At 47.7% G+C, this 15,041-nt stretch carries 9 protein-coding genes and 2 pseudogenes; 5 read left to right on the top strand and 6 right to left on the bottom strand.

What is annotated here, in order from left to right; all coding sequences use genetic code 11:
* Window positions 1-112 precede the first annotated feature (112 nt).
* Window positions 113-487 carry a winged helix-turn-helix transcriptional regulator gene (locus tag ACGS9J_RS14870; protein ID WP_442231636.1) on the top strand — a complete coding sequence of 125 codons (375 nt, stop codon included), beginning with the start codon at window positions 113-115 and terminating at the stop codon, window positions 485-487.
* Window positions 488-497: 10 nt separating this feature from the next.
* Here ACGS9J_RS14870 and ACGS9J_RS14865 read toward each other — a convergent pair whose 3' ends face one another.
* The 5 genes and pseudogenes from ACGS9J_RS14865 to ACGS9J_RS14845 all read right to left on the bottom strand — a co-directional run bounded on the left by ACGS9J_RS14865 (window position 498) and on the right by ACGS9J_RS14845 (window position 6,230).
* A complete protein-coding gene (locus tag ACGS9J_RS14865) occupies window positions 498-1,037 on the bottom strand; it encodes a GNAT family N-acetyltransferase (RefSeq protein ID WP_442231635.1) in 540 nt (179 codons plus the stop codon).
* Window positions 1,038-1,199: 162 nt separating this feature from the next.
* On the bottom strand, window positions 1,200-2,579 hold the full coding sequence (locus tag ACGS9J_RS14860) for a carbohydrate porin (protein ID WP_442231634.1): 1,380 nt from the start codon (window positions 2,577-2,579) through the stop codon (window positions 1,200-1,202).
* Window positions 2,580-2,809: 230 nt separating this feature from the next.
* Window positions 2,810-2,975, bottom strand: a pseudogene (locus tag ACGS9J_RS14855) (PTS N,N'-diacetylchitobiose transporter subunit IIA); the annotation flags it as partial.
* 70 nt (window positions 2,976-3,045) lie between these two features.
* The gene (locus ACGS9J_RS14850) at window positions 3,046-4,725 is read right to left on the bottom strand and encodes a glycoside hydrolase family 43 protein (RefSeq protein ID WP_442231633.1); all 1,680 of its coding nucleotides are present in this window, start codon (window positions 4,723-4,725) and stop codon (window positions 3,046-3,048) included.
* 65 nt (window positions 4,726-4,790) lie between these two features.
* On the bottom strand, window positions 4,791-6,230 hold the full coding sequence (locus ACGS9J_RS14845; protein WP_442231732.1) for an MFS transporter: 1,440 nt from the start codon (window positions 6,228-6,230) through the stop codon (window positions 4,791-4,793).
* A gap of 414 nt (window positions 6,231-6,644) precedes the next feature.
* Here ACGS9J_RS14845 and ACGS9J_RS14840 point away from each other — a divergent pair.
* The 4 genes and pseudogenes from ACGS9J_RS14840 to istB form a co-directional block, all read left to right on the top strand.
* Window positions 6,645-6,866: pseudogene (locus ACGS9J_RS14840) on the top strand (xylose isomerase); the annotation flags it as partial.
* Between the two features lie 520 nt (window positions 6,867-7,386).
* Window positions 7,387-8,283 (top strand): hypothetical protein, encoded by an 897-nt coding sequence (locus ACGS9J_RS14835; RefSeq protein WP_442231632.1) that lies wholly within the window; start codon window positions 7,387-7,389, stop codon window positions 8,281-8,283.
* A 170-nt stretch (window positions 8,284-8,453) separates the two neighbouring features.
* Window positions 8,454-9,476: an IS21 family transposase gene (gene istA / locus ACGS9J_RS14830; protein ID WP_442231631.1), complete on the top strand. Its 1,023-nt coding sequence runs from the start codon at window positions 8,454-8,456 to the stop codon at window positions 9,474-9,476.
* Complete coding sequence (istB, locus tag ACGS9J_RS14825; RefSeq protein ID WP_442231630.1) at window positions 9,473-10,261, top strand: IS21-like element helper ATPase IstB; 789 nt, start codon at window positions 9,473-9,475, stop codon at window positions 10,259-10,261. The genes istA and istB overlap by 4 nt, the downstream gene beginning before the upstream one ends.
* 469 nt (window positions 10,262-10,730) lie before the next feature.
* Here istB and ACGS9J_RS14820 read toward each other — a convergent pair whose 3' ends face one another.
* Complete coding sequence (locus tag ACGS9J_RS14820; RefSeq protein ID WP_442231629.1) at window positions 10,731-15,041, bottom strand: hypothetical protein; 4,311 nt, start codon at window positions 15,039-15,041, stop codon at window positions 10,731-10,733.

Raw genomic sequence — 15,041 nt, 5'->3', positions numbered from 1 at the left:
GTTTGCCTGGGATATCGGTGCTGGATTTTCGCGCCGTCGATCGAATGGTATACTTTGCATACCTGGCGTCAATTACGCACTTGAAGCATCCCAGGGATGCTGGAGGATACCGATGGAGACGACTGAACCGATTTACCGTGCCGACTGCCCGAGCCGAATTATTCTCGACCAGATCGCGGACAAATGGTCAATGATGGTGCTGGAGGTGCTGCGTGAACCTCGGCGTTTCAATGCGATCAAACGTCGCCTCGATGGCGTGACCCAACGCGTGCTTACCCAGACGCTGCGCAAGCTGGAGCGCAACGGCATGGTGAACCGCAAGGTTTTGGATGGGCGGGTGCTCGGCGTTGAGTATTCACTGACGCCGCTCGGCCAATCATTACAAGGGCCGTTCTCTATTTTGTTTGATTGGACAATGGGGAATATGGAGGCGATTCAGGGCTGCCAGCGCAGATATGATGAGCAAAGCCAACAGCTTGAACCGTGAGGCTCCAGCCTCACTTTTCCTTGCGATGAATAGCCGCGTACATCCAGTAATCTCGGGCCTGTCCGCGTACTCGACGGTATTGCCTTATCAGGCCTTCGCGTTGCATGCCCACCCGCTCCAGGACGGCAATCGACAATAGGTTGCTGTCCAGAACCGTAGCCTGTACACGCTGAAGGCCCAGAGCCGTGTGCGCCCACTGAGTCACGGCTCTCGCTGCCGCCGTCGCCAAGCCTCGGCCGCAGTGGTGCGGGTCAAGATCGTAGGCAATTTCGGCCCGACCGTGATCGCGGGATATTTCGTTCAATCCCACCGTCCCGAGCAAGCTGTCATTCGAGTCCACGATGGCCCAACGAAGAGCCGCTCTGCCTTCAGCATATTCGGCAATCAGCTTCTCCAGATGACTCGGCCCGACGTCACCCCAACTGGTATGTTCAGTGACATCAGGTTTGCTCAAATACGCCGACCACGCGTGCGTATCCTCAACACGTAGCGGTCTTAAAGATGCACCAAGTTCGTCAGGCAATGGTATTGGTATGGGCAATATCGTCATTGAACCTCCGTAGAATCTATCAAAACCGGGCTGTCGAACTGGCCGCCGACGCGAAACTATAAAGTACGGTGATTTAAATGCGTTGTGAACTTGCGCAAGGCCATTTCCTGTCAATCTTCTCGCCCCCTCCCTTAGAGGAGGCGAGGGGTTTATCAAGCTAACTTAGAACCACGCCTCAAACATGCCGCCGATGTTCAACGAATCCAGCCGCTCGTCGCGGGTACCATCCACTTTGGCGGTATGCTGGTTATCCACCTGGCCGCCGGTCACGTAGAAGCGTAGCATCGGACGGAACTCCGGCCCCATGCCAATGGCGATGTTCTGCGACAGCGTCAGCTTCCAGCCCTTGTTATCCCCGCCCTGATCATAGTCCACGCGCTGATAGCCCGCTTCCAGCCAGGTGGAGTGCACGTCGTTCCAGAAGTACATCGGCCGTACGATGGCACCGTAGTTTTTACGGTTGTCGGTGTCATCCTTGCCGTTATCGTAGTCGTGGAAGGCCAGCAGATATTCGATCTGCGCCTGCTGGGTGAATTTATGGCTGCCCTCGAAGCTGGCGTAGACAGTGGTCAGGTCGTCGGTTTTGTTGTAGACGCTGTTATCCGAGTTGTCGGAATAGCGCAGAATAACCTTGTTCACTCCGCTGTCGTTGGTATGGCTCAGTACCAGCCCGCCCTGCCAGGCATCGAGTCGCTCGTCGCTATCCACCGCTTTCGAGTCGAAACCGTAGTTGGCGTATGCTTCGACGTCAACTGGCCCAGCCTTGATGTTGTGAGTTTTGGTGGTCAGCGCGTAATGGCCATTATCGCCGGTATCGGAGCTGCCGGTGCAGGTAATGCGTGATGGGTTAGTCTCATCGGCCATCACTTCCGGGCTACAGGATTTCACCTGCGATACCGCCGCCACGTCAAACTGTACGCCACCAATATCAAAGTTCTTCACCCCGGCCCCCTGCCCGTCGTGGTTCATCCAGAAGTAGTCATTGATCCCCTGTTGCGGACGTTGGTGGAAGTCACGGCCAGCCCAGATATAGGCATTGGGGTTCGATTCAAGTACGTTAGTGACGCCGACGTAAGCCTTTTTCAGGTTCACTTCGTCGCTCCAGTGGTCAAACATGACGTTAAGATCCCAGATGGCCCCTTCTGTGCTTTTGAAGGCTTTGCTGATCTGGAATTCGCCGCCGTTGCTTTCATTCCCCAGACGGCCGATCGCCGAGGCGCCGTTATAGGAGCCGTCGACGCCGACATATTTCTGATCGCCGGTCTGGAAGTGGGCACCATAACGGGCGTAACCGCTGAACTTGAGGCCGAATGGAATCGCTAAATCCGGCGAGGTCGCGGTGTTTTGCGGGTCGGTAATGACATCGACCTTTTTATCGGCTGCGGCGGTAATTTTCGCCTGCCGTTCGGCCAGTGCTTTATCGACCGCTTTAGCGACAATGGCGTCAATCTGTTCCTGAGTGAACTCCTGCGCCAATACGGAAACAGGACACAGCGCGGCGATAACTGCCATAGCTAAAAGTATTTTCTTTAAAGTTTTCATGGCTATCTCAAATTAATTAATTATATTCTCAGAAAATAACCACCCTGCCCGGAGTGAATATAAATAACACCACCAGACAAGTTGATTTTGTTTTTTATTTCGCAGAGGTACAGTTAAATAATTGGCGTAAGGAGTTTCTCCGGGGTCAGAATGATCAAATATGAACCTTGATAGAGGTGAATAACCTATTCCGTTAATTATCGCACCAACAAGGGGTTAATCAGTTAATGCTGTACCTGGACCATAAACAAGGTCATAGGCTGGCGCTTCGCCTGCATCCTGCTCAATCAGCCGGATTTGCAGCTGATACGCCTGGCGGGCAGGGCCATCGGCGACTGTCCGCAACAGACTTCTGGCTTCCTTCACCCCGCCTTTACGCTCGGTGTGCAGCGCTTGTCAGGAGCAACGCCCTCCTCATCATCAAAGCCAGACGTTGCTCTTGTTAACTGGATTTACGCTTTAATATTTAATTAAATCGTGATTCACTGGCTTCCCAGCTATAAGTGTCATTTGCGATTAACAAATCACCAAGTTCCTGATATTTGAAATTATAAAACTCCGCGCTGGCGGCATAACCAGAGTAGTCTACTACCGCAAGGCCAATAAATGCCCCGGTAAAGAACCCGCCATAACTTTGTAGTACATAATCGTCTGAAAGAATTGCGGCATCTAATTTGACAGGGATCTCAGCGAAGCTTACCCCATCAAAGCTATATTCATAGGTATAACTCTCTTTTCTGACTTTCGTGCGAAACCAGACATATTCGGTATCTGCGGGGATCTTGATTGCTTCATCTTTGAGATATGAGGTGTATTTCCCACGATTACTCTCTCCTACTTCGATGACCGCGCCATTAATCTCATTCCAGGTAATAAAAACAAAGCTCCAATGACGATCATTATAGTAATTCGTTAACCCTGCCATTTGTTGATAATTAAATGGATTAAATTTTACTTTTACTTGAGCATCAAAATAAAAGGCTTGCCAACGACGGGCAATAAGTGACAGGTCATGGGTATTGGCCAAAGAACCTTGGCCAATTAAAGTCAATTTCCCATCACCTGTTGTACCCATTTTTTCTGTGAATGGGACACGGAGTGTGTTCCAGTTGAGATCGAGTGTTGAAGTTGTAAACTCATCTTGCTGACTATGATCTTTTGCACTTTGGGTATCAATGGCGTCTCTTGGCCCTTCAACAAAGGTTTTTCCTCCGTGGCCTCCTTCAATACGTGGCCAGCCGGCTTCATCCCAAAAAACTTTTTGGATAGATGTTTCTCTGCCAAGCGTTGACCAACCACGAGGATCATAGGCAGACTCACCAGCATGATTCCAGGGGCGAGCACAGAGCGAGGCATAATACCATTCGCCTTTGGGGGTCGAAACCAAACTGCCATGACCCTGTTTTTGAATATAGCTGTCTAGAGTATCTACGTTAGTTAAGAAAACTTCCCCTGGTGATGTTTCAAAACTGTTGGCGTCCAAGCTTTTTGAACGAGCAACAACCTCCTGGTGGGTAAATACTGTTCCCCCTTGGGCTGCAAAAAGATAATAATATCCGTTCAGTTTGTACAGATGCGGTCCCTCAACAAGTGCAACGGCAGTGCCTCGATAAATGGTACGCGCTGTTTCTGGTTTTAATTTCAGTATTTCCGGATCAAACTCAGTTAACGTAATCCCATTAAAGGGGTGGCGGTACTCTCGATGGTCCCAGGTTTGTTGAACCAAGTATTTCCGACCATCTTCGTCATGGAAAAGTGAAGCATCAAAACCGACGCCATTAAGTTTGATGGGATCTGTCCATGGACCACGGATATCTGTTGCTGTGGTCAGGTAGTTTGTCATGTCTTTAAAGGCACCTTCGGTGATTTTTACATCCGTATAAACCAACCAAAACTTTCCATCGGCATAAGAGAGCGCCGGAGCCCAAATCCCACCTGATGAAGGATTGCCTTTCATATCCAATAGAGCTGTTGTTGACAATGGACTAGGGAGAAGAGTCCAGTGTTCCAGATCTTTTGACTCATGTAGACGAACGCCAGGGAACCACTCAAATGTAGAATTTGCGATATAATAGGTATCTTCTACACGGATAATACTAGGGTCTGCATTGAATCCAGGCAATATAGGGTTTTGAATAAGTGACATAAGGTTTACCTTTTTTAAAAAATCTGTTTTACGTATTGATTGATAATTTTAATTAAAGCAGTTAACTATACACGTATCTCATCAAGCTGACGGTTGATATCCGAGACGTTTTTATCTGAGATGGGATACAATTGAATAACGACCATCGAAATAAAGGCTAAAACAATTGGTATCCATATCGCTGTCATGTTTATTCCGGCGATAGCACTTGCATTTTGATGCACATCAGCTTCGTTAAAGCCATAAACGGCCAGCAGCCAAAGTGGAACGGCACCGCCAATCGTAAAACCAATCTTGAAGAAAAGCCCCATAATAGCGTTAATGATTGCGGCATTTCGCTTACCTGATTTTAATTCACCATAGGCAATAACTTCAGGAACAAGTGCCCACATGAAACCGGTGGCCGAAGTTAAGCCCCATTGCTTAATGAATGTTGCGATATAAGCAAGCCAGAGTGCATCATGCATTCCATCGAGTGACCAAATGTAAGTTAAAAACTCACCCACAATAAACATGCCAAGAAATAGATGGAAGAATCCTTTTTTACCGAAAATTTTCTTGAGTCTTGGCCAAAAAATTGGAAATAAAATACCTGGAATTGAAGCTACAAGGCCGACAGCCCCCATCCATTCTGAATGGCCGACAACAAATTGATTGAAAAAGCCATTAACGGTATTCATGAAAAACATGAAGGTAAAGGCCAACATGAAAAAAATCCCGAGAACGATAAGCGGACGATTATTTTTTAGTTCAAGGAATAAATCTGTCGCTTTTACATTGGCTGATTGTTCCGCTGTAGCTACAACACGTTCTTTTGTTAATTTATAACAGAGTAAAAGTGCAACAGCCCCTATTATCATATAAATCGAGTAAACGCCAAACCAAGCGTAACTGGCTGATGGATCGGTATAATTCCCCAGATTGAGTTCAAATCCAAAAAAACCAGTATCCTTGAGGCTTCGATCCTTGGGTGCGGCCATTTGTACAAACATTGGAAATAGGGTGTAGACAAGCAGATTGGCACTATTGGCCAGCATCATTCGCGTGCTCGTCAATTTATCAATGGATTCAGGATCTCTGGTTAATGAAGCATTAAGAGAACCATAAGGAATATTCACAACTGAATAAACCAAATCCAGCGCAAGGTAAACGATAAACGCAAAAGGAACTGAACCTCTGACTTCGGGAATTGGCGCAAAAAGTAAAGCAGAAAGAATAACGAGTGGAATGCCTGCTCTTAAAAGCCAAGGGCGATACTTTCCGGCTTTTGAACTCCTTTTGTCAACAAAAGTTCCAACCATGGGATCCCAAAACACATTGATAATTCTGACAAACAGAAATATAAACCCTGCAGCTGCTGTGCTGATGGTATTTACAGTCAACATGTGAAGAGCAAGAAAGCCGCCTATCGTACCAAACACAAGGTTTTGGGCAAAGTCACCCATGCCATAACCAATGCGTTCTCCACGAGTTAATTTATGATACTCATCATGCCGGCTTTGCATTATGTTTCCACTCATTTTTATCACGTCTCCTGCCTCTTTTGTGAATGCGGAATACTTTCTGACATAGATTCATTCAGAGGATCTATTACTTTTTTATACTTATTAATTATGTTTTTTTATTTCCGTGACCATTGTGACAAAGGTCTTATATAGGTCACGCATTCACGGTGTTTCCGCAGTAGTTGCCCCCCTACAAAACTGGCATTTTTTAATCACGCGCCACCTCACCAGAAAAAACGCACTCTCTGCATGGCTATTAACGCGTGAAATACAAGACCCTATTTTATGAGATATAGTTCACATTTAAGTATTCTCTTAATCACAGAGTGAAATAACATAATTGAGCAATCGGCAGGGAAAATACAGGATGATGTCGATTTTTTATTTTCCGCTTCCAGGATGACGAGGTTCATTATGCAAGCTTATTTCGATCAACTTGACCAGATGAGTTTAGTAGATCCTGAAACAGCAAAATCGCTGGCTTTTCGTCACTACAACCCGGACGAAATCATTCTGGGCAAACGGATGGGAGAGCAGTTGCGCTTTGCAGCCTGTTATTGGCACAACTTCTGCTGGAATGGCGCAGATATGTTTGGCGCCGGTTCTTTTGAACGACCTTGGCAGCAACTCGGTGAAAATGACCGAAGGACTGGCGCAAAAACGGCAAAAGATTACTCGGAAACTTCGTCAACACTTACATTTTCAACTAAAAAACCCTGTTTCCCCGTTGCTAACAGCCGCCAGAAAACACCAGGTACAAAAACAAAAAAGCCCGCAATTAAGCAGGCTTAGGTGTGTTTTTGGGGATTCAGTGCCAGCCTATGCCGGCAACCAAATCATTCCCACTCGAATATCAATGAGCGGATATTACCTATAAAAAACAGTCAGTTATAATCAAGAGCTTTCTCAATACCACTACCTATACCATGCGCATTATTTTTTTGCTGCTCATCAACGTTTTAGCTAGACTTTGGCACAAGTTGAAGATTCCGTCATCTTGACTCGATACTGTTGTCATTAGCTGACCTCCTTTGTGTTATGGTTAACTATGCACCTAGTTTACTATGATATGTTGTGCAGGAAGTGTTTGTATTTTGTGATTCGGTAGCCACTAACCAGCTTGTCTACCAATCGTTTGGCATCACAAGGAGCGAGGATGAAGTTTGAATTTGGAGATCTATATAAATTTATAGTATCTCTGGGTGTAGTATTGATAACTCTATCTATTTTGGCTCCTTGGATGTTTCTTAGGGAGCCTTTCGATCTATTCCGACCAGAATCAGAGATAAACGCACTGTCAGATGTGGCTAAGGCTGTGGTAATTAAAAGGCAGTCCGCAGTTTCGTTTATCGTTAGCTTTATTCCATGGTTCTCCTCTATCGGCTCTACTGTAGGAATGATATTTATTTTCATTGGCTTGAAAAACTGGAGAAAAAACCAGCTTCATCTTGACGAGCAAACAAGGCTCGATGTCGAAATTAAGAAGCAATCACTTCGCGATGCAACCAAAGATGAAATAGAAGAGAAACAAATATCAGAATACGAGAGTCTTCACGTTGCAGAGTCTAGAAATTCGGATGCCTACATTGTTAATTCTTTTAGATCGCAATACTCAGAAGTAGAAGAACTTGTCTACCGCAAGTTATCGAATGTGTATGGGAATAAGTTTGACGTTAGTCGCAACAAAATGGTGGCTAACGTTGAACTGGATATATTACTTCGCGGTAAGGCATTGTTAACAAAGGACTATATAGTTGAAGTTAAATATATAAGAAAGGGATTCAACTTCGGCTGGCTTCGCGAAGTATATTTAAAAAACATATATGCGAAGAGCGTATATTCTCAAGTGACAAACAGATTACCGAATACACTGCTCCTCATCGTTATTGATTCGGAGGCTTACAAGGAAGAAAAGTACAATCAGTTAATAAATAGACTGTCTGGAGAGACTGAAGGTCGAAAGGGAAAAGACCTAGTTCGCATAATTACGAAACAGGAGCTTATGGGTATTGATGATCAAGCTATTCAAGAAAGGCTGGCTATCCATGCCTAACAAATGCAATCATACGTAATAATTTCCCGGTATTGCGGGCGTTAGCACTCAGGAGTAAATGGATGTTTATTGCTGTATATGCATTAGTGTTAGTACCGATGTAAAAATGACCCACATGCCAATGTAAAACAGACCCACCTTGGGTAAAAATGGCAGCTTTGGAGCTGCCTATGTTGACATTGGAGTTACGCGTGGAGATTGCAGTTCTTTTACGTCAGGGCATGTCTATTCGGGGTATTGCCCGGCAACTTTCTTGTTCACGGCAGACCGTACGCCGCTATATTCGTATGCAGGACTCGCCTGCTAAAGCCCGTTATTCTGCTCGCCTTCCCCGACCCGGGAAGCTGGATCCGTTTAAGCCCTATATTCTTGAGCGGGTTGAGGCTGCCAGACCCCATTGGATACCGGCCAGAGTTATGCTTAGCGAGATCCAACTTCGCGGATATTCCGGTGGATACAGCATGCTCACCGCTTTCTTGCTTCCGCTTAAGCAACAGCCGAACGACCCCGTCGTGCGCTTTGAGACGCAGCCCGGTGAGCAGATGCAGGTCGATTTTACGGTGTTCAGGCAGGGCAGGAACCCGCTGCTGGCATTTGTCGCCACGCTGGGCTGGAGTCGGGCAACCTTTGTGCGTTTTTATCCCCGCCAGGATACGGCGGCATGGTGTGACGGCATTGAACAGGCACTTCTGGCTTTTGGTGGAACACCTAAGCACCTGCTGTTTGATAATGCTAAGACCATTATTCTTGAACGTGACGTTTATGGTGAAGGCCGTCACCGGTGGAGCCCGCCATTACTGGCCCTCGCCGAGAAGTACGGTTTTACTCCCCGAGTGTGCAGGCCTTATCGCGCAAAGACCAAGGGTAAAGTTGAACGATTTAACCGCTATCTTAAGCATAGCTTTGTCGTCCCGCTTGCCACCACGTTTAAACAGGCCGGGCTGTTGCTTGATGTCGACTCAGCCAACAGTCGCATCGGGCCGTGGTTGATCACCGTAGCCAATGCCCGCAAGCATGGCACGACCGGTGTCGCACCAGAACACCGGCTGCAACAGGAGTTGGCTGCGCTGCTTCCCCTGCCGAGAGTGGGAAGAACGGTAGCCGTCACCACTGATAATCAAAGGGTTATACCAAGAGAGAGTTTTCAACATCCACTGTCTGTCTATCAGTCGCTGCTGGAGGCGGGATTATGAGCCTTCAGCATCAACGTATCAGCGAGCTCTGTGCCGACTTCAAGCTTGAACGTATTGCCAGTGAGTGGCCCGCGCTGGCACAAAAAACACTGGATGATACCGGGACGTTCGGCGACTTTTTGGAACAGCTTCTGCAACTGGAGACGAACAGCCGTAACGAACGTCGCCGGCAGACGCTTTTGCGGTTATCAGGACTGCCGGCAGTTAAAACGCTGGAGCAGTTCGACTTCAAGTTCGCCAGCGGCGCGCCGCGCGCTCAGCTTCAGGAGCTCGCCGGGCTGGCATTTATAGAACGGCACGAGAACATCGTGTTACTGGGTCCCTCGGGCGTAGGGAAGAGCCATCTGGCCTGTGCGTTGGCACATAAAGTGGCGATGTCAGGTCAGAGTGTTCGTTTTATAACGGCAGCAGACATGATGTTGCAGCTGGTCGCCGCTCACCGACAGGGAGATCTCAAGGGATATTTAGGGCGCTGCGTTAACAAGCCGCGGTTGTTGGTGATTGATGAGGTGGGGTATCTGCCGTTCGGTAAGGAAGAGGCTAATTTATTCTTCCAGGTTGTCGCCCGGCGCTATGAGACCGGAAGTCTGATCCTCACGAGTAATCTACCGTTTACTCAGTGGTTCGGCACATTTGGTGATGATGAAACGCTGACAGCAGCGATGTTAGATCGACTACTTCACCATGCACATATCGTCCAGATAAGTGGTCAAAGTTATCGCCTGAAAGACAAACTTAAAAGTGGTCAGTTAAAGAAATCTAAGGTCACTGAACTACAGGAATAATCATTGGTGGGTGGGTCAGATTTACTTTGGCAGGGTGGGTCACAATTCAATCGGTATTGACACATTAGAAATAAAACAAGGAACAGAGGCATCTTTTCGCGAAGCGTGCAAAGCGATTTATCAACATTGCGGTTGTTTTGGTTCTCGATTACACACATCAGATAAACCTAATATTTAAGTTGGTCACGCTCAATGGCCCACTGCCAAAAAAAATATAAGGCCAGCATCACAATTAACATCACTGCGAAGAAACCAAATACCTCGGCAGCTTTTTGGGGAGAGGGAAGTGAAAATCCATAAAAAAGCCAGTCAGAAACTGACCGGCTTTTCATCTATTTTATAACTTAGCCTACTCCCACTCAGTTTTCATTAGACATAAAAACAAAAAAGCAAAAGGCCATAAAAAACACCACGTACAGAAATCACCAACTTAAGCAATAAATTTGGTACTCGGAATCTATTTTAGCATTCAAGGCTTAGCCTGGGACTCAATGGGCAACCTAGGACGCAAATCAAGAAGATGTACATGTATATAGGCTCCGCCTCCCAAAGCCTGTTGCACTCTGTCAGCCTCTGTACTCAGCAGCAACAGTAACTCATCTACTTTGATCATGTGCTTTCCATCTGGATGTTGCCATTGGCGGTCTTTTGCAAGAGTCACCAGCAAAGCTCCAGCTTTATTGTATTCTGATGCCATATATTTCCTAACAAGCTGATTTTCTATAGTATCTCGCAAGTCTGTTGCTGTACGCCCATCACCAAGTTTTAGTTCAATCACAGCTTCATGTTTAGAAATAACAGAGCGCAAACGTATATCAGTTTCCTTTTCGTCAGCTGTCACAGCTTCCTGATCCACAGTGTATATCGAGTTCGCGGCATGGCCCAGTTCACGCGCAATTTCTCGACGCATGACCCTCTCGTCTGATATTCCTGCCCAAGCCTCTCGCGGTGACGCATCACGGAGAAGAAGGTCGTTTAGATCAGACAGTCTGTCCTTCAAAATCGCAAACATGGCTTCGTTCGTTGAGGCAGGCGCTTCTCCGCTTCGATCAAGCGCCACTGCTTGAGCCTCATCAAATACCTCAGCATCAATCTCTTGCGCCCAACTCTCTTCTGCCATTGCCAAAATGCGATCCTTGAAATGAGCGCACAAGGGATCTGCGGCCATCTCGAGCTTGGCAGCCAAACCCTCCTCGCCTTTCGCGTTGAGTAATGCCGTGACAATGCTATTACGGGCCTGTTCCGCGTTGTCTCGAGTGTCCGGTGAATAGGATTCTTCGTGGTGAGCATCGTCTTGTATTCGAACATGGCGATAGGCCAAACGAAGAAGCCTCAGTAGCAGTTGCGGCGTGAATCTTTCGTCACCCAAACCAATTCCGTCTTGGCGATCACCAAAGAGGCTGGCCAGCCATGTCACAGCGTCTGATCGCTCAGATGGTTCAACTATCTCAATCTGATCCGCCAGCTTTTCGACACTCATCTGCGGATCTATTCGCATTAAGGTCGACAACCAAACAAGACGCAGCGGAAACGGCAATTGTTGTTCTAATCTTTGTAGTGCCTGTCCTTGAAGTCTCTTAATTTCCGCAGCATCGCCATGCTTCAAGATAACCCGTGTGACTTGCCGAACCCTTTCGGTCATTCCGGTCGTATTATCGACGCCATTAATCAAGTCCCCACCGTCATCTAGCCAAGATCCCAGTCGTGGTAAAAATAAACTGGCAACCCTCTCAGGCGCATAATCAATTCCTTGAAGTAGGCTCGAATGTCCACGCTCATCTGACGGTCGGTTCAGCTCCCACGACAATTCATTTCCAAGCGTCCGGTCCACAGCGTTTGGATGCGTGTCTACGAGACCCTCTATCCACTGAGGCAAACCGTTCAGTTCAATCGGAGCGTACCGTGCGGCTAGCTCGGCTTCGGCATTGCTGAGTTTAGCTGCCCAGTCGGGAGCCTCCGCTTCGGCGTAGATCGCGGCCAGACCAAGTTGCCAACGTACAAGAAACGTATTACGCTCGCGTTCAGGCCTTTCGCTGGGAAAAGTTGGGTGGTCATCACGCCAGATCTTCATCAGCACCCGGCGAAGCTTATCGGCGGTTTCTTGATTAAATTGCTCTTCAATGAATCGCCGGTTCCAGCCTGACGATCGACTGTCAGCACCATAATGACTCATGGCGCGCCACAAGTTCCAAGCAGTGTTCCAGCTTTGCTCCGTCGAAAAAGCGTTTTCAGGCTGATTGGCAACTTCTCGCCAGAACAGAATCCAGCTCGCGCGGTTCTTGGCCTTTCGCCGCTCTTCTTGCTTCTTTCTTTCAGCCTGCGTCTTTTCCCAACGATGATGCTCTTTGTCGTGCTTCGATGGCTTCATCCGGTCGTCAAGTCTTTTCACTAATGAAGGTTCATCGACTATGAGAGGCCTAAGCCCCTCAACGTGTTCTTTCGATGTATGACGATCTGGAGACAGGCGGATTGCTGCCTCCAATAGCATTGCGCGTTCACCCACATCTCGGTTCGTGTCACCAAGAGCTTCATTCACCCATGTAAGATCCCGGACGGGTCTTAACTGAACCGGTCCATCATGAATAATGATTTCTGCGAGCCGCATCCAGGGATCTTCGATCTCATGGAGCGACTGCAGCAAAGCGTTTTCGATCCAGAAAAGACGCTCATTTTCCACTGCTTTCAGATTGAGCAGCCGTTCACGAAGTGACTTAATTGGCTCTTGGTCGTAATGGTCTACGTGGTGTAATCTCAATGCGATTACACCACCATACAGCCACTGGTCGCCTTGGTTTATATCGAGGCCACGTTCACATGTTGCTGCTAGTATTCCACTGAGATGTGGCCTATCACTCGTTATATGTGGGAACTCATTTCTCCATTTAAGCCCCTCTGATACTAACGTAAGGAGGCCATCACGAAGTTCCTCAAGAACATGGGGAGCAAGGGACGCTGCTGCTATCAGACGTGCAAGTTGCCAATTAAAATTGCCTATGTTCCGCTTCTCTTGTTTTAACCATCGAAGAGTCCGACAAAGCTGCTCAACCGACATGTATTTTGGGAAAAGACTTAGTATGGCACCATGTACTACTCTGCCAGGCCATAGATCATCAGCATCTGCTATGCTGGCAGAAATTATTTCTAATCTCTCGTCAGCAAGGGCTACTAACGCCTCAATAGCCATTATGCGCTCGGTCTCAGTAGCTTCAATGTCTTGAGTGATGTCGAATATGATGTCTGCACATGCTCCTATGCGACCCGCCTCTATAAGACTGATGAGGACTTCCCGCACATCTGGATTTTCAATTCCACTGCGCCAAATCCTGACAATTTCTTCTGCCAACTCGTTCGATGCAAATCGATGGACCTGAATATGAGGCACTTGAAGGCCTCTCCACCCTCCAGTGCCGTAGCACTCAACATAAGCGCGAAGGGCTTGATTTCGCTGTGTTTGAGTTAGCGACTCTGGGTCGCCCTCATCCAGCAACACAGCAGGCTCATTGTCACGCAAGAGCTCAAATATCCCGTCGTCTTGCAAGGCCAGCCAACCCGCGATAGGTCGCTTGGACGGGCGAACGATTGTTTTACCTTTGGTCTCCGCAAAGATAAGGCGTTTAAGGGCTCGAAACGGCATGCCTTTTCTTCGAAGAGCTATTAGCCGATCCGCAGCAAGAAACTCCGCAACTGAACGATGATGGAAGCGCACCCTGCCATATGAAGCGAAGCCAAATAGCGGACGCTCCAGCAATGCTTTTCTTTCGTTCGGTTGCCAATCTGACAGAATGATCGCGGGATCGAGGGCAGCCTCTCCGCCAATATCGTCGGATGCAGCATTGTGGCGGATGGTTAGGCGACGAGTCATCTGAACGGCAAGGGCTAGTCGGCTAGCTCCTTCGATCGCTTTGTCGAGGGACAATTCCGCTGGCTCAAGTCTGTCCTCGCTCGGAAACAGTTTCACGCGAACATTCGTAGCAACCTGCTCGCGATGCGTTCGGATGCGCTTGTGCTCACGCCAATCGGCGCATAACTCAATGAGGTCCTGAGGTCTACGTGCGAACTCCAAGGCATTACGACGTCTTAAATCCTCAAAAATAAACTCTGGATCGCTAACGCCTTGGTTCCGACAAAAATTAACAATTTGCTCGTCCGATAAAGGCATCAAAGCTACCGACTGCCAATCGGGTGATTGTTTCTTATTTCTATTACCTTGTTGCTCCCGAGACTCACGCATTGCTATGTTCGCAAATATCTCTTCATCAGATTCATTGGATGGTACCGGTGGCACAGGTAGTACGTTTCGGACCACCTTTTCGTCAAAGGGTATCGGCCGTGTTGTGATGACGACCCGCACTCGGTGAAGCTGATTTCCAATACACTTTCTCAATCGTTTGAGCGCGCGCTCGAATGAACCTAACGTCAATTTCAGCTCGTCAATTGAGTCTAAGAAAAATGTCGCTACCTCAGACTGTGAGGCAATCCAAGCGTCCAGTCGTGCTTCTTCATCGACATCCAGTAGGCTGCGAAGTTCGTCAGTCGCGAGCGCGGTCAATTCAATAAAGAATGCGGGTTCTCCCGCCGCCCAAAGACGCTTCGACTGTTCACGGCATTCATAGGTTTTCCCCGCACCCGCTTCAGAAATTATCAGTACTCGTTTTGAATGTAGTAAATCATCCCATGTATATCCTCGCGCCCAACCCAGACTGACCAAATAAGGTTGTTGACCGGCATCACTAATCTTTCCATCAGGGATGTCTCTAAATGTCCTTGCTATCATTGTCAC

Origin of the sequence: Serratia quinivorans (genome assembly GCF_052113645.1) — a bacterium.
GTDB lineage: Bacteria > Pseudomonadota > Gammaproteobacteria > Enterobacterales > Enterobacteriaceae > Serratia > Serratia quinivorans_B.
Note: the sequence above shows the minus strand (reverse complement) of the source record. Positions and strands in the feature narration are given on the sequence as shown.